Raw genomic sequence first — 20,367 nt, forward strand, 5'->3', positions numbered from 1 at the left:
CTTAAAAAAATATAAAATCTTCTCTATTAACAGTGTTAATCTTTATTCCATAAACAATGGTGCCAGACATGTTTCCCAGCATTCTGGCCAATTCACTGTCGCTCTTGTTTTTTGTAGATAGATTGGATGGCAAATCAACAAACTTTTGCTCAATGTTAGAAAAGAAACTAGCTTCATGCTTAACGTTTTCAGAAAATTTTTCATTAAGCTTTTCATCCTTTTTTGTTGAAGGCTTCTCGCCTTCTGCCTCGACAGTTGTTTTTTCTGGATCATTTGATTTTCCAGATTCCATGGTTTCTTCAAAATTGCTAGTCTCTTTAGGCTCATTGAAAACAACTACTTCATTACCAGATTCTCCCAAATCAAATTCAAGGATACTTTGTTCCTCAGTGACTTGATGAATCAATAGAACCTCACTGTATAATATTGGTACATTGGATTGATAAAACAACATAGACGGAAGTGCAAATGCTATTATTAAATGCTTATTCATTGCCTTCTCCTTTAACATCTAATAATAACTGACCAAATTCTGACCAATCTTCTGGAGTTGGAGGGCGTCTCCAAATCATTTGATGACAAGGTAATTTATTAATCAAAAAATCGGATAAATAAATTTGAGTTTTTGCGCTTAATTTTTGTTCGTAACAAATATTCATGCTTTGCAACGAGGAAAGAATTTTTTGTATATACTGGTTGTAATTACTCCCATGAGAAAAATCAATACACACAAAAACAGGATCTTCCAACTCTTCCACAGAAATTTCTCCCATTAAAAAAAACAAATAATCATAATACAATTTATTCTTCTCTAGTTCTGTGTGGAATAACTCTTGTCGATCTACTTTTTCAATAAACTGCTGAATAATTCGATCCAGTTTTGGATTAATCTCTTGAAAATAACGTCGTTGAACCTTGGTTACGAAAGTGGTCTCTCGAAAATGGTAAATCAACCACCTTCGGTTAATTGTCAACAACCCCAAATTTAATTTGTTATTTTGGAATAAATAGGAAAACGTAAACACGGAGTGATTTGCTAAATGCTGCAAAAAGTCATCAGCTAACTTTCGAGCCTGCTGATCTTCCTTCCGCTCAACAAAGCAAATAGGTGGGTCTAAAACTACTTCAATTGTTTGGAGAAATAAAAGTAATCCCGCAATTTCTTTCTGTTGATTTTCTTTAGTTAACTCAGTATGATTGTTTAGCCACTTATATAGATATCTAGTCAATGAATTATCCTGATATTCAATAAAAACCTCATCAATACAATGACCATTCTTTATTCGGATTAGCCATATACTAATAAAAAACAGCAATTTATGTTCCTGGGTTTTGGGTAAAGAAAGATTTAAATAGTGATATAGGTAGTGAATAAGTTCCTTAGTTTGATTCTGAATTATTTCATCAAATGGATTATGTAGGCCGTTGAAAATTTCGTAATAAACATTCAATAAAAAACTACGAATAACAAATTCAGAACCAACCAACTGATTTTTTCTTATTTGTATACCTTCTTCTTTAAGTAATATTTTCAGCTTCTTATATAATCGATAAGTACTAGATCGACTCAAATGAAGTTCTTCGATCTGTAGATCAAGACTTTTTTCTTTCGTTACGTATTGATGAAAGATTTGAAAAGACCGACTTTTTTCAATAAAGAACAAGCGCATTTTTTTTACAATCATATGAGACAATTCACTAATTCGAATTTCACCGCTCTCAATTACTTCAATTTCTCCGGGAAGAGCTTGCTCTCTTAAATCATCTTTCAGTTCATTCAGGTATTTTTCCACCTTATAGCGAGAAAGTTCCAACAAATCACTAATCTGTTCAATTGAACAATAAAAACTTTTATTTAATTCTAGATATTGAAGCAAGTATAATTTATAGCGATCCTCCTCCATTAAAAAATCATTCGATAACATCATTCGTTCCTTTCTCAATCAAATTAACTCCATTATAACTTTTTGTCACCTTTTTTCATACAATAGTTTTCAAGTTTTGTCCTATTTTTTTTGATTAAAACAAAAAAATAGAGATTATATCTGAATATTATTATTTCTTCCGGATAAATCGACATTAAAAATAAACAAAGATTATTTTTTTCGATTTTCAGAAACATATCTCAATAAATCATCAATCAGCATTTTATATCTCCCCATCCTAGCTTTAATAAAAATTCGTATCGCTTAATTTCTTAAGCTAACTATCTCTGACTGGAAATAGAAAAAACTACTCCAGTACCCTATTAATAGGCCCTAAAGCAGTTTTGATCAATTTATAATTCAGTTGTTAGAAATACATACATAGCCTTGAACTAACTTTTAAACATATAGTTGATTATGTGGACATTCGATGTTATTACTTTAATCGAATTTTTTCCGCATAGCCGATCCTCCCAACTAAAAAGCTATCAATTACTTCTGATACTAAACAACTTATCCTTGAATTTCTAAATTTTTTCAGGAAAAATATGTATCGTAGTATAATTGAACAATGCATTCGGTTTAGCAAGCTTATACCTTGAAATAAGCAATTTTAGTGGTGCTTATTTGACTTTTTGAAGTAGGAAACAATCCACACCCAGTATATTTTATTCCGTTTTATCCCCATGTTGATAACTTCCCACAATATGTCCACGAGCCAAAATATTTCGCCTTTCTCCTTTGGCTGTGTCCAGATCGTTGATGATTTCAGGATACGAATTTCTTTTATCCAGCTTTACTGTCACAATATCCGGCTTCTGGCGCAAGGCAAACACTTCAATTCGATAGTTATGTCGATTGCCTAAAAGCGCAGGGGGATAGGGCCCCACGTATTCTTGATTATACGTTCCCATCGGTAACTCGGTTGCGGTTAAATTATCCACATACCAGTGAATCCAACTGGCATCCTCATCCACCATCACTACCACATAATTTTTGGCGCCCATCACCTGATTCCAACTAACTTGAGGACTTTGATTATCCCCAGCTGGATCATTTTTTCTTTTATCTGATCCACAAGTTAACAACAGCTTCCCTTTCTGAGTGATCGAAGTAGATCGCACCTCAATTTCTGGCACACCCAACTCGACATCTTCCATATCCCTAGATCCAAGGAAAATAAGCATGCCTGCAACTAAACAGATTAGTACCACCCCAGCACTAATCAAGCCATTTCTCCACTGTCTTTTCATTTGTTCAACTCCCCCTCCAACATACTAATTGCCAGATCTTCCATTTACCCACCTGTGGAAAAACTTCAACCGCTCTCTCTTATCCACAAAAAACATCTGTTATACTTAGTATGAAGAGGGGGATTAAGAATGTCTAGTCAAAAAAAGCAAAAATGGTATTATAAAAAAATAGTTTATGTTCCTCTTTCGATTATTTTAGGTATCTTTGGCTTCAGTCCTATGTTTGGATCTTTGTTAGGTGTTAAGTATGATGAAGAATTCAACCCCGATTATTACAAAAGTAAAGATGAACCATTATTTAGAAAGAAGCAGCACTAAGTAATTCCCAAAAAAGCGATCCTTTGCATAAAAGGATCGCTTTTTCTTTACGTATTCGACTGTTTTAAGCTCTGAACTCTCATTGCAGCTACGAAATGGAAGCTGCCTAAAAGTATAAAAACTATCGCTGCCCAATAGTAAATGCATACATACTCAGAGGAAGTCCCGGCAATTTCAAAAATACCCGTCAAGGCTCGTCCAATTACGATACTAATCACTGCCAATAAATAGCAGCTGCTACAGTTTCTCATACGGTGCGTCTTAATTATCGCCGGTTTTCCTGTTCTGATGACTAACAGGAAAACGATTAAAATCAACGGCCAGCACCAGATACTGTCTAATGCTTCACTGGTTACACCGTGACCAAAGTAATTATAGATCGTTTTGAAACTATAAAGAAACACTGAACCTGACGCTAAGCTAACTAACCATCGTTTGACCTGCATAAAACCACCCTTTTCTAAAAATAAATGATATCACTGACCGAACGTTCGCTGCCCGAATCACCTTTTGCTCCAGCGACCGGAGTATTCACCACTTGCCCGTTAAACACCATGGTGGAAGACCCCCCACCATCAAGATTATAAGCAACGGTTGCTCCTTTGCTCTCAAAAATCTCAGCTAATTGATATAAGGACAAGCCAGCACTTTCAGCTGTCCGACCATCCGACACAATGATCATATAATGGTTTTCACCAATCTGCCCGATTGCTGTTCTGGGATTGCTGGACATCGATTGGGCAACCTCTTCTTCACTGGACACCGCTATCTCACTCTTTTCAACTAACGCAGGTCCAAAAGAAAAAACTTGCGTGGCACCTTCCTTCAGTAACTCCTCAGCCGATACCTCCGACTGATTAACAATTGAGAAGTTCCCATTTGCATCTATGACTAAAGCGTCCGTACTTTCCTCCGCTATATCTCGGTACAAACTCCCATTGCGAATCACATAACCGGTGTCTCGGAAACCATAGTAATCACCATTGATTGCTAATATTGCCTGATTATCAGAGGCCATAGCAGAAGTCGTTTCCTTAATGTTACGGCCATAGGTACCATTAGCAAAGGCGGTTTTCAATTGATCGCTGCTTGTTACCTGAATATCAGCAACATAATAGGTGGTATCTGCTGTTTTTTCCGTCGAGATAGTGATCGTCATGTCGTCGTCTTGATAACTATTTTCTGTAATGACTGCTTCGGAACTTTCGTTGGAATCTCTTGTTGCTTCAGTCGTTTCTATTGTCTTATTGGTGGCAATAGCCGAATAAGTTTTAGGAACAACAAACGTATCTAAAAGTATGAAACCAGTAAAGCAGGCTAACAAGAATAACGTTGCAAAAAACCAAGGAAATTTTCTATGTTTGATCAACTTTCGATTCCCCCTCTTTTAAAAACAAAACGTCGCTGAATATAAAAGCTAAGAATGAAGATTCCACAATCAACGACCACTTTAATTAAGACAATATGTTGAAATATTTCTGCCAGACCTTGAACTAGTAAGCTGCTTAATAGCAATTGACTCATAAAAAGTAAGGCATATTTTGCCGCTTCACTGATTTGTTTATGGTCAGTTTTAAAAACAAGATGTCGATTTAGCTGATAATTTAGAAACCCGCTGCTGATTCTAGCTATTGCAGTGGCGGCAAATAAGGCATTAGAGGCCCTTGGAAAAACCAGCTTCAGCAGAATAACAAAAAATAAGATATCAACTACAGCCGATAAAACAGAACTGGCAATAAATTTAAAAAAGGGCATATAAACCAGCATTGAATCGATTACACTTCGAAAATGAGAATGTTCATTGTTACCAAAATAGACTGTCTCGATTGGTACTTCTTCTAGTGAAAGGTTGATGTCCTTAGCCTGAATGAGCATATTCATTTCATAGTCAAATCGTTTTCCAGGAATCTCCAGCATTTGTTCTAAATGACTTTGGGGAATTCCCCGCAAACCAGTCTGAGTATCCGATAAAGGTATCCCAGTGGAAAAGCGAAACATCAACGCAGTCAGCTTATTCCCAAAACGGCTTTTGAAAGGTATCTGGTCTTGATCAAATTGGCGTGTTCCTAAGAAAAGCGTATCCTGATTCTTCTCAACTAAACTGGCAATTTTTAAAATATCATTTACTCGATGTTGCCCATCACTATCAGCAGTCACCAATCCTTCGATCTCTGGCAGATGCAGCAACTGGAAACGCATGGCGGTTTTTAACGCTGCTCCTTTGCCCAAATTTTGCGAGTGATTCAACAGAATGGCTCCTTTTCGTTTAGCCTCTTGAAAAACAGCTTGATACGCAGCTCCCGATCCATCATCAATCACAATGATTGGTCGATCTGTTTGGCAGAGCAAAGTCGTTAAAAAAGTCAAAAAGCGAGACTCAGGTTCGTAGGCTGGAATTACAATACTTACTGTCATAGAATTTGCTCCTTTCTGAAAAGGTAAAGAAGGAAAACACCTTCTTTACCTGCTATTTCCGACCGTTTTCGTTGCCTCCAGGATTTCCGTCGGGGCCTCCACCGCCCATCATTCCCTGGTTAGCTTCTACGGCGGTACCTGATGAATCAACCGATGTTACTGCGGAATCAACGGCAACAGTCGTTGAAATTCCACTAGAAAAGTCAACAGTATAGGTTTTACCAGTTTGAATTGCTGGATCGCTAATCACTACGTTAGCAAAAGTTTTACTTGAAGCTGCTTCGCTAATTACATTACCTTGGTTGTCTTTTAACGTAACTACTTCGCCAGCCTGCAGCTCATTGTCCAACCAAATCTGAATACTTGGCTGGGTAGAAGTAGCACTAGTCGACTGTGCCATATCCGAAGAACCAAAGCTGTAAAGAGTTCCACCAGTTATATCGAAGGTGCCATCGTAATCAAGGGCACCATTTCCGCCGCTGACTGGACCATAAACTGTCATCTGGCCACCTGTCATAGTAATGTCGCCATTGGAATCCAATCCATCCCCTTCTGCATCGACCTGAATAGTTCCACCCTCAATGGTGATGGTATAATCACCGCTGCTGTTTTCCTTAAAGGAATCGGAACCAAATGAATTTGGCTCAGCAGCATCAGTTCCTTCATCTGTAGTCGAGCCTCCCGCAGCATTAATGCCGTCATCCGTAGAAACAACGTTTATATTACCGCCTGATAGAACAACGTTTGCTCCTTCAATTCCTTCATAAGAATTTAAAATGTTTACTTCTCCAGAAGAAACCGTTGTAGTAGCATCGGCATGAATCCCATCATCCTCAGTCGTTAGATTTAAAGTTCCTCCGGCAATGGTTACATTGCTGTTGGAATGAACACTGTCATCTACTGAATCAATTGTGTAAGTTCCACCATTGATTGTCAGATCACCACCAGCCTTCAGCCCTTTATAGCTTTGAGTAGAGTCAGATGTTCCGCTAGCATTCGTGGTGATATCAATGGTTGGATTGTTAGCAATTAAGTATGTCTCGGCCTGAATTCCATCATTCTCACTACTAATTGTATAGGTCCCGCCATCTAAAACAATGTAGCCCTTATCTGACTCTTCAGCATTAGTGGATTGAATCCCATCATTCGCTGCATTGATCGTAAAATCTCCATCTAAAATTTGAACAGAATCCTTTCCTTTGAGCCCTTCATTGCCACTATCAATGGTATACGTCCCACTAGTTATCTTTAAATCATTTTTGCTTTGAATTCCGTGTCCCGCCGTTGCTTGCACATCCAATGTGCCAGAACCGTTTAGGGTTAAGTCATCCTTGCTGTAGATTGCAGCCTGCGCTTCCTCGGTCTCCGCAAAGCTTTCAGCCGTTGCAGCTACCAGATTCGAAGTATTTTCTACCGTGGTTACTACTGTTTTTTCAGCTTTTGCAACTGAAATTGCAGCAGTTGTTTCATTAGTGATTTTTGCATTATTAAGTACGATTCGGACTGTTTCTGAATCGGTGCTGTTAATGGAAATTTGTCCATTGGTCAGTGTGCCAGAAATTACATAGGTGCCCCCCTTAGTTATTGTGACAGTATTGTCTGAAACTTCTGCTCCCTCCCCATTAACAATGGATCCCGCATCTTTTAAGGTGATCTGTGTAGCTGTGCTTTCAGAATAGGTCGTAGCCTTATCCTCTTCATCATACTCACCAGTTGTTGCCAAAACGGTAGAATTGGTTTTATTACTGGTAGAAGAACCAGTCAAACTGGTGGTAGTACTGGCCTCCTCAGTCTGACTAGCAGTTACTTTGTAGACGATGCCGCCGGTTAATGCTAGCGCTAATAGCAGCGATGCAATGGATAATCTCTTTTTCATCAGTTTCTTCCTCTCTTTTCTTCAACTTTAAGCATTCAGCATAGATAGTAATTTGTAGTCTGACATTTTTATACCTTCGCTGAAGCTGTGGCATGAGAAGAGCAGCAAATTTCCTGTTTTTTATCTGCTGGCTCTCTTTGCTTTGTGGCAAACTTTAATTTATTGTTTCTCAGGTATTAACATCCATACTAAGCCCAATAAGGCGGTTAAACAGATCAGCATAAGAGCCCCCTTCTTTCTGTGGACTACAAGTCTTTCCCACTTCCTGCTGGCTGGACAACAATAGGTAAATTACTATTTACTAAACGCAGCTCATCTAAGAATTCCTTTTCCTGATAAGGATTTTTCTCATGAACCGTGAAGGATACTTCAAACAAACTGCCTAAGTTGGTCGTCTTGATCTGATCCAGCTGATGATAACTGGTAAATTTTTTCAACACCGGATCAAAATCCTTCATATAATTGGTGTACTCAGGAACTGTAATACGTACTTGGCGAGCATTCTCCGTAGCCTCGCCAAACTTCAAATTGGTATAAACAATCATTGCTAAGCTGACAAATAGGCTGAAGATCGTCGCATAAACGATATACCCCATCCCAATCGCTAACCCAACGGCCATCGAGAAAAAGATAGTGGTAATCTCACGAGCATTTCCCGGAGCAGAGCGAAAACGTACGAGACTAAAGGCGCCGGCTACCGTAATCCCTGCCCCTAAGTTCCCATTGACCATCATAATGACCGAAGAAACCAAAACCGGCAGCAGTGCGATAGTGAACATAAAATTTTTTGAGTAGCTGTTATGATATTTGTGAACCATCGCAATGATAAAGCCTAAAATAAGACTAGATGAAATAGTTAATAAGATTTGAGTCAACGTAACAGTCATCTCACTGACGTTGTTGCTAAGAATACTATCAAGCATAAATTGATTCCCCTCGCTCAATTGTTTTGATCGTTTGTTTTCTTTGACGAATATGCTGTTGTTCCCATTCAGGGAACAACACCCAATGATAAACATTGCCATATTTCGTGAACTTCCCTTGAAAAATTTGTAATTCAGAGAAGAGTCGGCTGATTTCTAACGGAAAAGCCTCAAAAATTTTGACCTCCATTAAGACAGTCGGTTCAATTGTTAATAGTTTTTGCGGATGTTGATCCACCTGATCCAATTCGAAATGCTCCAAAGAGTAACGAATATTCTGATCAAAGGTGATACGAAAATTTTCGTCCTTCTTAGATTTCAAAGCAATGCGGTCATAACTAATTAGAACTGTTGGCTGAAGCTTTTGTTGCTGGGTGTACCAATTAAGCTCTTTGAAGATTTGCTTTTGTACTTGCGGCTTCACATCATAATTCAGAAAATTTTTCGCCTCCTGATACGTCATAGCCGTTCTGCGTTTGTAGGTCACACCTGCTACCTTCTTTTTTAATTCTAGATAGACAGTGGATTGATTGGTTGCTAAGCCATAGCTGCGCAGCCGCATTTTTTCTTTAAATTTGGGTTGGTCTACCGAATGACGAATGACTGCCAAATCTTCTGTATCGTAATAAATCGTGTGTATGGTATGCAGCCCATACTCATCAATCGTCATATATTCTTGCAAACGAGTTAGCAGCAGATCATACTTCTCTGGTGTCAGTAGATATTTCTTCTCTCGGCGCTCAAATATTTCGCCGCTCTTAACTTTTGCTTTTGCCATACGGGTATTCCTCCTTGCAGGTCCATTTATTAGCGATGTATGTATCATAACCAATGAATCTGAACTCCTTCTGAAGTAAATCTGAACAAATCTGAAGCTTGAAAAGGAACAAAAAAAGAACAGCCATTTACTGACTGCTCTTACTAGGTAATTAACATTATTCAAATTCCTGTTCAGTTAGTTCGTCCACTTTACAGGAAGAATGATCTCCGTTTGATAGATTTCCCCAAGTGTTTTACTGGTCATGCACCCTTGATGCAGTTCTACGATCATCGTAGAAATTTTCACCCCTAAGGACTTTCCAATACTTGAATCTGATCCGCCAATGGCATTTCTGATTGTCATCAAAAGCTGTTCATTCTGAACACAAATCTGGATATTGACCTCCTTCTCAAGATCAGCATGCTGGTTAATGTTAGAAATAAGATTGTCGAACAAGCGCTCTAGCAAGCTCATATCTCCCACCAATTTAACCTGTGGGGGAATAGTCAGTTCGTAGCTGACCTCTGCAATCGGCAGCAGCTCCGTAATGAATTGTTCAAACAGCATTCGACTGTCGATCGTTTGCAGCTCTAATGGACGTTGACCAGAAAAAATCGTTGCATACTCCAGCAGATCATTCACCCGAGTATTCATCTGTTGGGTCTTTTTATGAATCAAATTCAAATATTTTCGCTGCTCTTCAGTTAAGTCGGTTTCTAGCAGCACCGGCAGATAACCGCTTAAAATGGTAAGCGGAGTACGGATATCATGACTTAGGTCACTGATAATTTCTCGTGACGCTTGGGTAGCTTTCGCTTCCAGAACGATCTTCTCGCTAAGAGATTCACTCATTCGATTAATGCTGGCCGCAATCTGTGTCAGTTCATCATGCCCTTCTTCGGCAATTCGATAGTCCAGATCACCCGCCTCCAAAATAATTGTTCCCTTTTCAATTTGGTGCATGTATTTCGCCTTATTCAATAATTGGTGATAAAACAAGACGATCGCAAAGAGCAGCCCCAAAACTACTGCTGCTACAATCCCGATATACATCGGCCAACGATTCTCAACTACTAAAAAGGTGGTTTTTGTTTCCCCATCCGAATAAGTAATTGCAGCGGATTTTTCTGTCCCTAATGGCCGCCGCTCCTCCATTGGCCCTGCTGGTTCTTTATGGAATTTCGGTTCATTTCTATTTTCGGAGTCATTGCGCAAGTAAAAGACCGTTCCGTCTGAGGATTGCCAAGTAAACCGGCCTAAGCTGTCCGCCTCCTGCTGACTTACAAATTCTTGAAACTCGGTGGTCGCTTCTGAAAAATCCTTCTTTTCCATTTGTGGTTGAATCACCTGGTGGTACAACGCTTGATTGCTTAAAAACAGCAAGAAGAATAGGATTGCACCGCTCAAGATACTTAGAATCAGATAGCGAAAAATTTCTTTAGGAAAGGTGGTTTTTTTATTGTTCAATCTTATACCCCACTCCCCACACGGTTAAAATATACTGAGGTTTTTTCGGGTCCTTTTCAATTTTTTGCCGCAGTTTTTTTATATGAGTCATAATCGTACTGCTGGAACTGTAAAAATAGGGTTCCTGCCACACAGCCTCATAGATCGCTTCCGCTGAAAAAACATGTGCTGGCGACTCTGCCAGCAGCTGTAGAATATCAAATTCTTTTCCTGTTAAGGTAACTTCCTGATCAGCCAAAATAACCTTGCGTGTTTTCGGATGCAATACCATATCTCGAATATTAATTGACTGATTCGTTTGAGTTTGCGAACTACTATAATTTAAGTAACGCCGCAGCATTGCCTGAACCTTCAACTGCAATTCCTGAGGAGAAAAGGGTTTAACTAAATAATCATCTGCCCCCGCAGAGTAGCCGACAATTTTATCGTATTCTTGACCCTTGGCAGAGATAAAAAGAATTGGAACAGAATACGACTTGCGGATTTTCTTTACCGCATCCACACCGTTCATCTTAGGCATCATATAATCCATAATAATCAGAGCCACCTCTTGATCCATCATAGACAAAGCTTCTTGGCCATTTTCCGCCTCAATAATTTCATCTACATAAGATGTCAGCAGCATTCTTTCCAGCTCCCGAATATCTGCCTCATCATCTACAATCAATAGCTTCGTCATCTTTGTCTCTCCTCTGCGACATTTTCTGATTAGTATGCCATAAAATCAGCCTATAAAAGCAGTTCATTCAAAAAGATCATAAAAAAATCCCGAATTCTTAATGATTCCTGGCAATTCAAACAAATAAATCAGCTAAGAATTAGTGATTTTCATCTAAAAGTCATGCTTAATAATTTCATTTCTTTCTTAGTCTTAACTTCTAAATAATCCCAATCCGTTATTTGCTTAAACAAATTCTACTTTATCTTTTATTATTAAATATAGTATTATTTTACTAAGTACGCATTTGGGGAAATGCTGAACTATTTAACGAGAATTTTTGTTCAAAGAAAGGAAAGAAGATGAAAAAGAATACGGGGAAAATAGTTGCAGGAGTTATTCTGATTGGATTGTGTTTCGCTTTAGGGAGTGTCTTTATCATATTAGCAGGTCTAGCTGCTTTTATCGGAGCAGTTGGTGCGATGATTTTATTCCTGATAAAAAAAGATAATCGTAAGGCTAAAAAAGCAATTGTCACCGCAGCTGTTGCCTTTGCGGTAACCATCGCTGGTTTCGCAATGCTTCCTGCCAGCGAGAATTCTGCAACTAAGGAACAGATAGCCGCAGTGGATAAAAGTACAAAAGAAACAAGTGATTCTTCCACTTCAGAATCAACTAGTCAAACAACCAAAGAAAGCAAAAAGACCACCGCTTCCTCTAGCAAAGCAAAACTGGAAGCAGAAAAACAAGCGGAGGCTAAAAGAAAAGAAGAACAGAAAAAAATAGCCGAGGAACAACGAAAAGCTGAAGAGGCGCAAAAGATTGAAGAACAGCAAAAGGCTGAAGCAGAGCGCGTTGCTTTAGAACAACAACAAGCTCGGGAAGCAGCACAAAAAGCGGAGCAAGAACGAATCGCTCAAGAGGCGGCTGCGGCCCAGCAACAAGCAGCTCTCGCTGCCCAACAGCAGGCCGAAGCAGAAGCCCAACAAGCGGCTGCTCAAGCTCAAGCGCAGCCACAGGTTCAAACGGTTTTCATTGCACCTCAATCTGGAACGAAATACCATTCAAATTCAGGCTGCCGAGGCTTAAGCAATGCCAATTCGGTTGAAGAAGTCTCACTTGATAGCGTAGGCAATCTTACACCTTGCAAGATTTGTTACTAAAAACAGCAACCAGTTACTCTCAATCGAAAGTAACTGGTTGCTGTTTTTTTATCTACTAATCTTCGCACTTTCGCTGTTCATAAACTGTCGTACTTCATCTTCACTGTACTGGTTGCAATCACCTTTAATAAAGTGCTTCAGGACAGCAGCAGCCGTCGCAAACTCAATCGTTTCCTGCGGATTCATTTCGGTTAATAGACCGTGAAGGATTCCACCAGTAAAGGCATCTCCACCACCGATTCGATCAACAATAGGATCAATGACATAGTTTTTCGACGTGTAACACTGGTCCTTGATCCACAAGTTTCCCTGTAATTCATTTACACTAGTCGAATGAACTGTCCGCTTAGTCGAAAAGAAGACTTCGATGTTTGGGAAAAGCTTTTGCATCGCTTGATAATAGTGTGTTACATCAGCTTCTGTTTTCTCTTCAATTCCCAACAAATGAATCGCATCCATGTGGCCAGTTGAGCAATAATCTACATAAGGCAAAGCCTTTTGTAAAAACTCACCTGCTGCTTGTTGTGTCCACAATGTTTGACGATAATTGCTGTCAAAGCTGACCTTACAATCGGCTGCTTTAGCTGCTTGCATCAATTGAATTGTCAACTTGCTCCAGTCTTCAGAAAGAGCTGGTGTAATGCCTGAAACATGGAAGACATCCGCATCCGCAAACAAATCATGCACAGCCCATTCAAGTTTATCCATCAAAGCAAAAGCTGAACCTTGACGATCGTACACTACTTTAGTCGCCTTCTGACCAATCCCTTGCTCCACATAATAAGTACCCAGCCGACCAGATCCTTTTAATAAAAAGTCAGTAGCAACACCGGAGCTGTGCAAATGCCTTTCTACAGCTTGTCCGAAGGCATTATCTGCTACCTTGCTGGCATATTGGACGTGATGACCATAGTTTGCCAGAGAAACGGCTACGTTTGCCTCACCACCACCATAGAAAACATCTAGCTGATTGGTTTGATTCAAGCGTGTGCCGACCTCAGCGGATAAGCGCATCATAATTTCCCCTAGACAAACGATTCTAGCCATGAGTAATTCCTCTAATTTCAGCCAGCTTTGCAGCATATTGCTGAGCAATCTCCGTTACCTTGGCAAAGTCACCTTCAGCTGCTGGTGCCAACAAATTGCCGCCAACTCCCACAGCCACTACACCAGCTTCAAACCAGGTAGCCATATTTTCCAGACTAACGCCGCCTGTTGGCATCAGGTTAATATGCGGCAATGGTGCTTTGACTGCTGACACAATACTTGGACCATAAGCACTACCTGGGAACAGCTTAATAATGTCCGCACCGCTCTTTAAAGCTGTTTGCATTTCAGTAATCGTCATACAGCCTGGCAGATATGGAATTTGGTAAAGGTTGCATAGCTCAGCAGTTTCAGCGTTAAAGCTAGGGCTGACAATAAATTCCGCCCCCGCCATGATAGCCAAACGGGCAGTCACAACATCCAATACTGTTCCTGCTCCGATCACAACCTCTTGTCCACGATACGCATCCGCTAACTCCTGAATTGCTGCTTGAGCGTTCGGCACCGTGAATGTTACTTCGATTCCGATTACGCCACCTTCAATAATCGCATGACTAGCTTTTACAGCTTCAGCCTGATCTTTTCCTCGTACGACAGCAATGACTCCAGCTTTTTCTAAACGTGATAAAATTTCTACTCGTTTCATACTCAAACGTCTCCAGTCTATTAATTAAGAACTGCCCGTTCCAACAAAGTTCCTGCTGGATGTTGGCCTTCTAGATCCCGCATACCTGAAAATGACAGGACACGATCCATATTGGTAATCACAACAATGATCATTGTTTCTTTTCCTTGATTGCGAATATAATCTAAATCCATTTGTGCCAGTTTTGTTTCAACCGATACTTGGTCGCCTTCTTTGACAAATACCTCAAAGCCTTGACCATTTAAAGCAACTGTATCAATTCCCATGTGAACTAAAACCTCTACACCATTGCTGGTTTTGATTCCAATTGCATGTTTTGAAGGAAAAACGGTAGTCACTGTACCGGAAACTGGTGAGAACACCGCACCATCAGTTGACTTAATAGCAAAACCTTCACCCATCATTTTAGTTGAAAAAACTTCATCTGGTACATCTTCTAAAGGAACATATGCACCTTTTGAAACGGCATGTAGATCAACTTCATTGGTTAACTCAGCATCTTCATCCATTTCCTTTGGTACCATCATGTAAGTTAGGGCAAAAGACAGAACCAATGCAATGATGATTCCTAACACTGCAAAGATGAAATATTGCCCAATATAAGCTGGCAAGCTGAAAATACTTGATAAAATGTAGCCATAAATCCGAACCCCGAAGAAGCTGATAAATGCTGATGCAACTGAGCTTCCGATAGTGGCCGCGATAAAGGCTTTTTTGTATTTTGATAAAATACCGAATAGAGCTGGCTCGGTAATTCCTAAAATTCCTGATACTGCAGAAGATAAAACGATTGATTTTTCTTCTTTGGTTTTTACTTTTGTATAAATAGCTGCTGTGGCACCAGTAATCGCCATATTTGCCATAAACATCATAGGCATTAACATATCATAACCTTGGTTCGCAAAGTTCTGCAAAGCAATTGGTGTCATGGCATGGTGTAAACCAGTAAAGATGGCAATTGGTCGAATCGCACCTACGACAATCCCTGCTAACACTGGTGAAATCGTGAACAGACCAGCAACACCTGCAGCCAACAGATTTCCTAAATGGATACTAATTGGTCCAATAACTGTTAACGTAACTAAACCAGCCACGAACAAGGAAATTGTTGGGGTAAATACCGTTCGTAAAACTTGTGGCAAGATCTTGTCTACCCAACGATAAATGTAGCTTAAAGCCAACACTGCAAAGATAATCGGAATAACTGTTCCTGCATAGTTAAAGACCGGAACTGGGACTAACCCGAATAATTGGAAAGCTGAAACATTTCCTTCAGCGACCGCATTAGTCATCGTTGGAAACTGTAAAGTTGCTGCAATCGCAATCGCCAAATATTGGTTCGTTTTGAAAATTCGGGCAGCAGAAGCGGCAACGAAAAATGGCAAGAATGTAAATACGCCGCTGGCAATCATATCAATCACTAAATAAGTATCTGTTTGGTTCGAGATGACATTTAACGCAACTAACCCTGCCATCAATCCTTTGATCATTCCAGCACCGGCAATCGCAGGCACGATTGGTCCGAATACCCCTGATACAGTATCCATAAACAAGGAAACTGCGCCTTTTTTCTCAGTATTTTCTTGCTGGCTATTCTCATCCAAGCCTAATTCTTTAGCAAGCGGTGCAAAGTAATCAGCTACGTCCGTTCCAATAACTACCTGTAATTGATCACTTTGATATTTGGTTCCTACTACTTTAGGAATCTTTTCTAAAGCCGCATAATCGACCTTCTTCTCATCCTTTAGGTTAAAGCGTAAGCGGGTCATACAATGCCAAGCATTATTGATGTTATCTGCTCCGCCGACATCTTTTATAATCTGTTTTGCAATATCTTCATGTTTCATTTTTAGTAGCCCTCCTTAGTTCTTACGGAACAAGTGATTCAGGCTCGGACTAGTCAACTTCGCCTGAGAATTGTGATTCCGTTTTCACCCTCACATAGTAGCATGGTATTCCCAACTTGTAAAACCAGTCCTTTTTACTATTTTTATATCAGAAACCGCTATATGTCAACGTTTCAAAATATTTTTAAGAAAAATTGGACTGGTTTTATACTGTCAAGCTGGTATTTTTTAGACCAAATTGACACCGCTTGGGTATCCATGTTTCAATGAGTGTGGAAATGATTCGTATTACAAAATTGGAGTGATTAAAATGACACCAACTATTATTACTGATATAAAAAGCTTTGCAATCAAACCAGATCGCCACAATCTATTAGTGGTCAAAGTTGAAACCGACAAAGGGGTATCAGGCCTTGGCTGCGGTACCTTTCAGTTCCGACCGTTAGCCGTTCAAACAGTGGTAGAAGAATACTTGAAGCCGCTGCTAATCGGTCGCGATGCCAACCAAATCGAAGACATCTGGCAAGTAATGAACGTGAATTCTTACTGGCGCAATGGGCCTATCACCAACAATGCAATCTCTGGTGTGGATATGGCTTTGTGGGATATCAAAGGCAAATTGGCTGATATGCCATTGTACCAACTATTAGGTGGAAAAGCTCGTACTGCTATTCCTGCTTATACTCATGCAGTTGCAGACAATTTGGACGATCTTTATGGAGAAATCGATAAATTTCTAGCAGAAGGTTATCGTTATATCCGTTGTCAATTAGGATTCTACGGCGGCAATCCTGAGAATCTTCAAACACCAGAGCAGCCAATTAAAGGTTCTTACTTCGACCAAGAGGATTATATGCAAACAACCTTAAAAATGTTTAAAGCTGTGAAAGAAAAATATGGCAATCAGTTTCAAATGCTGCATGATGTGCACGAACGTCTGCATCCGAATCAAGCGATTCAATTTGCTAAAGCAACTGAGCCATACAATCTATTCTTTTTAGAGGATATTTTACCGCCAAATCAAAATGAATGGTTGGCTCAATTACGCAACCAATCGGCAACGCCAATTGCTACTGGCGAGCTGTTCAACAACCCGATGGAATGGAAAGAACTTGTACGTAACCGTCAAATCGACTTTATGCGGGCACACGTTTCTCAAATTGGCGGGATTACACCCGCATTGAAACTGGCTCATTTCTGTGAGGCAATGGGCGTCCGAATTGCTTGGCATACGCCATCCGATATCAGCCCAGTTGGTTTAGCGGTGAATACTCATTTGAACATTCACCTGCACAATGCAGCGATTCAGGAAAACATTGATATTCCCGAAAATACTCGCAACCTGTTCGGCAATATTCCAGCACCAGAAAAAGGATTCTTCTACCCGATTGAACAAAGCGGAATCGGTGTAACCTTTAATGAAGAATTAGCTGAAGAGCACCCAGTCGTTTACCGTCCTCATGAATGGACACAAAGCCGGACACCTGACGGAACAATTGTAACGCCATAACAAAAAGGAACCTCACGAATCTCAAGTAAATGACTTGAGATTCGTGAGGTTTAGTCTATTCGTGAACGATGAATTTCCCGGTCAAAAGGTCGGATATAGGTCACTGAGTAATCAATCGCAATAATACTGCTGTATTCGTAGACCTGACCATCTTCTAAGATTGCCCGATTCGTGATCTGCATCGCTGGTGTTCCGCGCTTGCATAAAAGCAGGCGCGACTGTTCCTTATTGGTAGTAATCGGATCATAGCTGGTGATGTAATGAGAGATACGATATCCTTGTTTTTCTACGTAATTTTGAATCGAATGCTCCACAGCCTCTTGGGAAAACTCAGGAAACATTGAAACCGGCAGCTTAGAGATTTCCAGCTGCTCAATCTTATAATTGACAATTCGAATCCGCTCAAAAGTCCAGATTTCATCTTCTGCATCAATCTGGAAAATTTTTTGCTCCTCCAAGGTTGCTGGTGCCCTTTTCAACTCAATCATTTTAGAGTCAATTCGATCATAGGGTGTCCGAGTCAACGAGTTAAAAATCAACGGATTCTTGACCCATTTCTCATGGACAAAGATCCCCGAGCCTTGAACTACCCGCACAATCCCGATTTCCTCCAAATTTTTTACGGCTTGCTGAATAGTAAAGCGCGACACTCCATAAATCTGTGCTAAATCCCGCTGATTCGGCAGCTTACCGTTTTTAAACTCTTCTTGATATATTTTACTAAGCAAATCTTGCACAATGAATTCGCGTTTTTTCATGGAGGGACTCCTTTGTATCCTTTAATACTGTTACTATACATGGAATCCGCTGAAAAGTTAATAAGCAAACTCAAAAATCGGCAGTTGTTTGATTACCCCGTTGTAAAACAGTTCCATTTTGAACAAACGTCTATTTACTCTTTCCACTTCGCACAAATTATTGGGTAGGATAACCAATAACGACTGAAAATAAAAAGACATGCTATGTATATGTTACATATTCACTAATTAGAAAAGAAGCTCAATCAAATGTAGATTGAGCGTCCCACAGCCTTAAATCGTTGCGTAGCGTAAATTTTCTAGTTGCTGTGATCCTAGCAGCCAATAGTCATAAAAGCCACTACTTAATTTATAACCTCTTCCCCAGAGTGTAGTGATCGTTTCACCAGAAATCCCATGCAATTCAAATTTGCGTTTTAGTTTGTTAATTAGACAAGACAATTGACTCATATTTGATGGGGTGTCGCCATCTCGCCAAAGATGTTCACACAATTCTTTGCGGGAAAGCACTCCACTCCTCGGATAGGCTTCAATCAAGTGTTCAAACACTTTTAGTTCGGTCTTCGAGAAACTCTTCAGCAGCAGCTTCAAATCATTCTGTTCAACTAGCTCGCTCTGGTGAGGAAAAGAAAGAATTTGATTTCCTACAGACGCTTTTGATTCCAGCTGTTTATTTAATTCATTTACTTTTTCCCGTAAGGTTTCGTAGCTGATGTCTTTGCCCAGCCATTCCGAAATTCCTTGCTCTTGCCAATAAGCTTGTTCTTCTTCATTAGGATAATTCTCCACCATCCGTAAAATCATCAACTGATGGTTTTTCAGCAGACCTAGAATTTGCTCAACCTCTGAATGACAAAGACTTTCACTTAAGATAACCCATTGAAAATAAGATAAAAAAGGGCTAACGGAGCCTTGCTGCAGTCGATAAAGCATATCGGTCGAACACAAAATTTCACAATTCATCCGTTGTAATTTACTAATTATAGTTTCTTCTGCCAATGAGTTTTTCGTCAAAATAAGTACATGTTGCATTGGATTCACCTTCTCTTTAGGTTTTTGAAGTTTTTTTCTCTTTAATTGGTGGTTTGTCTTCAATTTCTTCAGTATCGATTAAGACATTCCACAAAATAACCAACGTCACAACTACACAAATAGCAATTTGTATCCATAGCTGATCAAAATACGATTCTGCTAATTTAATACTAAAAATCGCCAGTAGGAAACAAATAACTAGGATGATCGCTAGTTGAATCTGTTTTAATTCCTGCTGGATACGATAAGCTGTTTCAATCGGTATCCGCTTCTGCTGAGCCACTTTTCGAACAGAATTTTTTTCCACCAGCAGCCAGATAATCTCACGATACAATTTGCGTGCCTCCGGTTCTTTACTAAACAAAGAATACGCATCCTTGCTGCGGTCGCGTTCCTTGCCCGCCTTAACTAGGACCGGATGCAGCAAACGATCATTCTTCAGTGACCAGCGAAAAATCTGTCGCCACTCTTTAATGCTCAACTGCGGTAAGTTCAACACATCTAAGGTCATTTCTAAGGTTTCCAGCTGACCAAGACAGGCCAATAACTGACGGTAATCTCTGGAAATTACTTCCCATGAAGCAACAATCAAATGATCTCCAGGTTGAGCAAAATTCAACAGCGCCTGAAACTCACTTGTTGGCGAATCTAGGGCTTCGACCTCTTGATGCCCGTCAGAAAAGAGTTCGTCCACCGGATAGTCTTCCAGCATATCCAGTTGTTGGGTAATCTGGTACCCACGTGCATAGCCAAGATTCATCGTGTCCTT

General features: G+C 39.9%; 21 protein-coding genes. 3 read left to right on the plus strand and 18 right to left on the minus strand.

Features of this window, described 5'->3' with window-relative positions; all coding sequences use genetic code 11:
- Nucleotide 1 precedes the first annotated feature (1 nt).
- The 3 genes from IGI46_RS02480 to IGI46_RS02490 all read right to left on the minus strand — a co-directional run bounded on the left by IGI46_RS02480 (nt 2) and on the right by IGI46_RS02490 (nt 3,178).
- Nucleotides 2-493 carry a hypothetical protein gene (locus IGI46_RS02480; protein ID WP_429972760.1) on the minus strand — a complete coding sequence of 164 codons (492 nt, stop codon included), beginning with the start codon at nt 491-493 and terminating at the stop codon, nt 2-4.
- On the minus strand, nt 486-1,943 hold the full coding sequence (locus tag IGI46_RS02485) for a helix-turn-helix domain-containing protein (protein ID WP_429972761.1): 1,458 nt from the start codon (nt 1,941-1,943) through the stop codon (nt 486-488). The genes IGI46_RS02480 and IGI46_RS02485 overlap by 8 nt, the downstream gene beginning before the upstream one ends.
- A 650-nt stretch (nt 1,944-2,593) precedes the next feature.
- Nucleotides 2,594-3,178, minus strand: coding sequence for a hypothetical protein (locus IGI46_RS02490; protein ID WP_429972762.1), 585 nt, complete (start codon nt 3,176-3,178; stop codon nt 2,594-2,596).
- A gap of 129 nt (nt 3,179-3,307) precedes the next feature.
- Here IGI46_RS02490 and IGI46_RS02495 point away from each other — a divergent pair, with 129 nt between their 5' ends.
- Nucleotides 3,308-3,496 carry a hypothetical protein gene (locus IGI46_RS02495; protein ID WP_429972763.1) on the plus strand — a complete coding sequence of 63 codons (189 nt, stop codon included), beginning with the start codon at nt 3,308-3,310 and terminating at the stop codon, nt 3,494-3,496.
- Nucleotides 3,497-3,543: 47 nt separating this feature from the next.
- Here the strand turns inward: IGI46_RS02495 and IGI46_RS02500 are convergent, their stop codons facing one another.
- From IGI46_RS02500 to IGI46_RS02535, 8 genes are all read right to left on the minus strand, one after another.
- Nucleotides 3,544-3,942 (minus strand): hypothetical protein, encoded by a 399-nt coding sequence (locus IGI46_RS02500; RefSeq protein ID WP_429972764.1) that lies wholly within the window; start codon nt 3,940-3,942, stop codon nt 3,544-3,546.
- A gap of 14 nt (nt 3,943-3,956) precedes the next feature.
- On the minus strand, nt 3,957-4,862 hold the full coding sequence (locus tag IGI46_RS02505; protein ID WP_429973939.1) for a phosphodiester glycosidase family protein: 906 nt from the start codon (nt 4,860-4,862) through the stop codon (nt 3,957-3,959).
- Nucleotides 4,862-5,911: a GtrA family protein gene (locus IGI46_RS02510; RefSeq protein ID WP_429972765.1), complete on the minus strand. Its 1,050-nt coding sequence runs from the start codon at nt 5,909-5,911 to the stop codon at nt 4,862-4,864. The genes IGI46_RS02505 and IGI46_RS02510 overlap by 1 nt, the downstream gene beginning before the upstream one ends.
- A gap of 52 nt (nt 5,912-5,963) precedes the next feature.
- The gene (locus tag IGI46_RS02515; protein WP_429972766.1) at nt 5,964-7,787 is read right to left on the minus strand and encodes a carbohydrate-binding domain-containing protein; all 1,824 of its coding nucleotides are present in this window, start codon (nt 7,785-7,787) and stop codon (nt 5,964-5,966) included.
- A gap of 245 nt (nt 7,788-8,032) precedes the next feature.
- Nucleotides 8,033-8,710, minus strand: coding sequence for a DUF4956 domain-containing protein (locus tag IGI46_RS02520; RefSeq protein ID WP_429964726.1), 678 nt, complete (start codon nt 8,708-8,710; stop codon nt 8,033-8,035).
- Nucleotides 8,703-9,488 (minus strand): polyphosphate polymerase domain-containing protein, encoded by a 786-nt coding sequence (locus IGI46_RS02525; RefSeq protein ID WP_207700911.1) that lies wholly within the window; start codon nt 9,486-9,488, stop codon nt 8,703-8,705. Before IGI46_RS02525 ends, IGI46_RS02520 begins: the two co-directional genes overlap by 8 nt.
- Before the next feature lie 177 nt (nt 9,489-9,665).
- Entirely contained in the window at nt 9,666-10,937 is a 1,272-nt protein-coding gene (locus tag IGI46_RS02530) for a HAMP domain-containing sensor histidine kinase (protein ID WP_429972767.1), read from the minus strand.
- Nucleotides 10,927-11,616 carry a response regulator transcription factor gene (locus tag IGI46_RS02535; protein ID WP_429972768.1) on the minus strand — a complete coding sequence of 230 codons (690 nt, stop codon included), beginning with the start codon at nt 11,614-11,616 and terminating at the stop codon, nt 10,927-10,929. Before IGI46_RS02535 ends, IGI46_RS02530 begins: the two co-directional genes overlap by 11 nt.
- A gap of 341 nt (nt 11,617-11,957) precedes the next feature.
- On the opposite strand from IGI46_RS02535, the gene IGI46_RS02540 reads away from it, so the two are divergent.
- A complete protein-coding gene (locus IGI46_RS02540; protein WP_429972769.1) occupies nt 11,958-12,758 on the plus strand; it encodes a hypothetical protein in 801 nt (266 codons plus the stop codon).
- A 48-nt stretch (nt 12,759-12,806) separates the two neighbouring features.
- Here IGI46_RS02540 and IGI46_RS02545 read toward each other — a convergent pair whose 3' ends face one another.
- Genes IGI46_RS02545 through IGI46_RS02555 form a run of 3 tightly spaced genes read right to left on the minus strand, consistent with a single transcriptional unit; the run spans nt 12,807 to nt 16,298 of the window.
- Nucleotides 12,807-13,805, minus strand: a complete 999-nt coding sequence (locus tag IGI46_RS02545) for a sugar kinase (protein WP_429972770.1) — start codon at nt 13,803-13,805, stop codon at nt 12,807-12,809.
- Nucleotides 13,798-14,451: a bifunctional 2-keto-4-hydroxyglutarate aldolase/2-keto-3-deoxy-6-phosphogluconate aldolase gene (locus tag IGI46_RS02550; protein WP_207700916.1), complete on the minus strand. Its 654-nt coding sequence runs from the start codon at nt 14,449-14,451 to the stop codon at nt 13,798-13,800. Before IGI46_RS02550 ends, IGI46_RS02545 begins: the two co-directional genes overlap by 8 nt.
- Nucleotides 14,452-14,471: 20 nt before the next feature.
- Nucleotides 14,472-16,298, minus strand: a complete 1,827-nt coding sequence (locus IGI46_RS02555) for a glucose PTS transporter subunit IIA (protein WP_429972771.1) — start codon at nt 16,296-16,298, stop codon at nt 14,472-14,474.
- 310 nt (nt 16,299-16,608) lie between these two features.
- Between IGI46_RS02555 and IGI46_RS02560 the strand changes: the two genes are divergently transcribed.
- Nucleotides 16,609-17,808 carry an enolase C-terminal domain-like protein gene (locus IGI46_RS02560; protein ID WP_429972772.1) on the plus strand — a complete coding sequence of 400 codons (1,200 nt, stop codon included), beginning with the start codon at nt 16,609-16,611 and terminating at the stop codon, nt 17,806-17,808.
- 50 nt (nt 17,809-17,858) lie between these two features.
- On the opposite strand, the gene IGI46_RS02565 is transcribed toward IGI46_RS02560, so the two are convergent.
- The 4 genes from IGI46_RS02565 to IGI46_RS02580 all read right to left on the minus strand — a co-directional run bounded on the left by IGI46_RS02565 (nt 17,859) and on the right by IGI46_RS02580 (nt 20,358).
- Nucleotides 17,859-18,566, minus strand: coding sequence for a GntR family transcriptional regulator (locus IGI46_RS02565; RefSeq protein WP_429972773.1), 708 nt, complete (start codon nt 18,564-18,566; stop codon nt 17,859-17,861).
- A gap of 57 nt (nt 18,567-18,623) precedes the next feature.
- On the minus strand, nt 18,624-18,767 hold the full coding sequence (locus IGI46_RS02570; protein ID WP_429972774.1) for a hypothetical protein: 144 nt from the start codon (nt 18,765-18,767) through the stop codon (nt 18,624-18,626).
- Nucleotides 18,768-18,839: 72 nt separating this feature from the next.
- Nucleotides 18,840-19,598, minus strand: a complete 759-nt coding sequence (locus IGI46_RS02575; protein ID WP_429972775.1) for a winged helix-turn-helix domain-containing protein — start codon at nt 19,596-19,598, stop codon at nt 18,840-18,842.
- 16 nt (nt 19,599-19,614) lie between these two features.
- A complete protein-coding gene (locus IGI46_RS02580) occupies nt 19,615-20,358 on the minus strand; it encodes a recombinase family protein (protein ID WP_429972776.1) in 744 nt (247 codons plus the stop codon).
- Between the last annotated feature and the right edge of the window lie 9 nt (nt 20,359-20,367).

The sequence above is a fragment of the Enterococcus sp. AZ163 genome (assembly GCF_050498925.1).
GTDB lineage: Bacteria > Bacillota > Bacilli > Lactobacillales > Enterococcaceae > Enterococcus_A > Enterococcus_A ferrettii.

Bases quoted from the DNA above. Each gene is read 5' to 3' on its own strand.
- IGI46_RS02540 (WP_429972769.1), top strand. From the start codon at position 11,958: ATGAAAAAGAATACGGGGAAAATAGTTGCAGGAGTTATTCTGATTGGA.
- IGI46_RS02575 (WP_429972775.1), bottom strand. From the start codon at position 19,598: ATGCAACATGTACTTATTTTGACGAAAAACTCATTGGCAGAAGAAACT.
- IGI46_RS02525 (WP_207700911.1), bottom strand. From the start codon at position 9,488: ATGGCAAAAGCAAAAGTTAAGAGCGGCGAAATATTTGAGCGCCGAGAG.
- IGI46_RS02535 (WP_429972768.1), bottom strand. From the start codon at position 11,616: ATGACGAAGCTATTGATTGTAGATGATGAGGCAGATATTCGGGAGCTG.
- IGI46_RS02545 (WP_429972770.1), bottom strand. From the start codon at position 13,805: ATGGCTAGAATCGTTTGTCTAGGGGAAATTATGATGCGCTTATCCGCT.
- IGI46_RS02560 (WP_429972772.1), top strand. From the start codon at position 16,609: ATGACACCAACTATTATTACTGATATAAAAAGCTTTGCAATCAAACCA.
- IGI46_RS02550 (WP_207700916.1), bottom strand. From the start codon at position 14,451: ATGAAACGAGTAGAAATTTTATCACGTTTAGAAAAAGCTGGAGTCATT.
- IGI46_RS02500 (WP_429972764.1), bottom strand. From the start codon at position 3,942: ATGCAGGTCAAACGATGGTTAGTTAGCTTAGCGTCAGGTTCAGTGTTT.
- IGI46_RS02480 (WP_429972760.1), bottom strand. From the start codon at position 493: ATGAATAAGCATTTAATAATAGCATTTGCACTTCCGTCTATGTTGTTT.
- IGI46_RS02495 (WP_429972763.1), top strand. From the start codon at position 3,308: ATGTCTAGTCAAAAAAAGCAAAAATGGTATTATAAAAAAATAGTTTAT.
- IGI46_RS02515 (WP_429972766.1), bottom strand. From the start codon at position 7,787: ATGAAAAAGAGATTATCCATTGCATCGCTGCTATTAGCGCTAGCATTA.
- IGI46_RS02570 (WP_429972774.1), bottom strand. From the start codon at position 18,767: ATGTCTTTTTATTTTCAGTCGTTATTGGTTATCCTACCCAATAATTTG.
- IGI46_RS02555 (WP_429972771.1), bottom strand. From the start codon at position 16,298: ATGAAACATGAAGATATTGCAAAACAGATTATAAAAGATGTCGGCGGA.
- IGI46_RS02565 (WP_429972773.1), bottom strand. From the start codon at position 18,566: ATGAAAAAACGCGAATTCATTGTGCAAGATTTGCTTAGTAAAATATAT.
- IGI46_RS02490 (WP_429972762.1), bottom strand. From the start codon at position 3,178: ATGAAAAGACAGTGGAGAAATGGCTTGATTAGTGCTGGGGTGGTACTA.
- IGI46_RS02580 (WP_429972776.1), bottom strand. From the start codon at position 20,358: ATGAATCTTGGCTATGCACGTGGGTACCAGATTACCCAACAACTGGAT.
- IGI46_RS02510 (WP_429972765.1), bottom strand. From the start codon at position 5,911: ATGACAGTAAGTATTGTAATTCCAGCCTACGAACCTGAGTCTCGCTTT.
- IGI46_RS02520 (WP_429964726.1), bottom strand. From the start codon at position 8,710: ATGCTTGATAGTATTCTTAGCAACAACGTCAGTGAGATGACTGTTACG.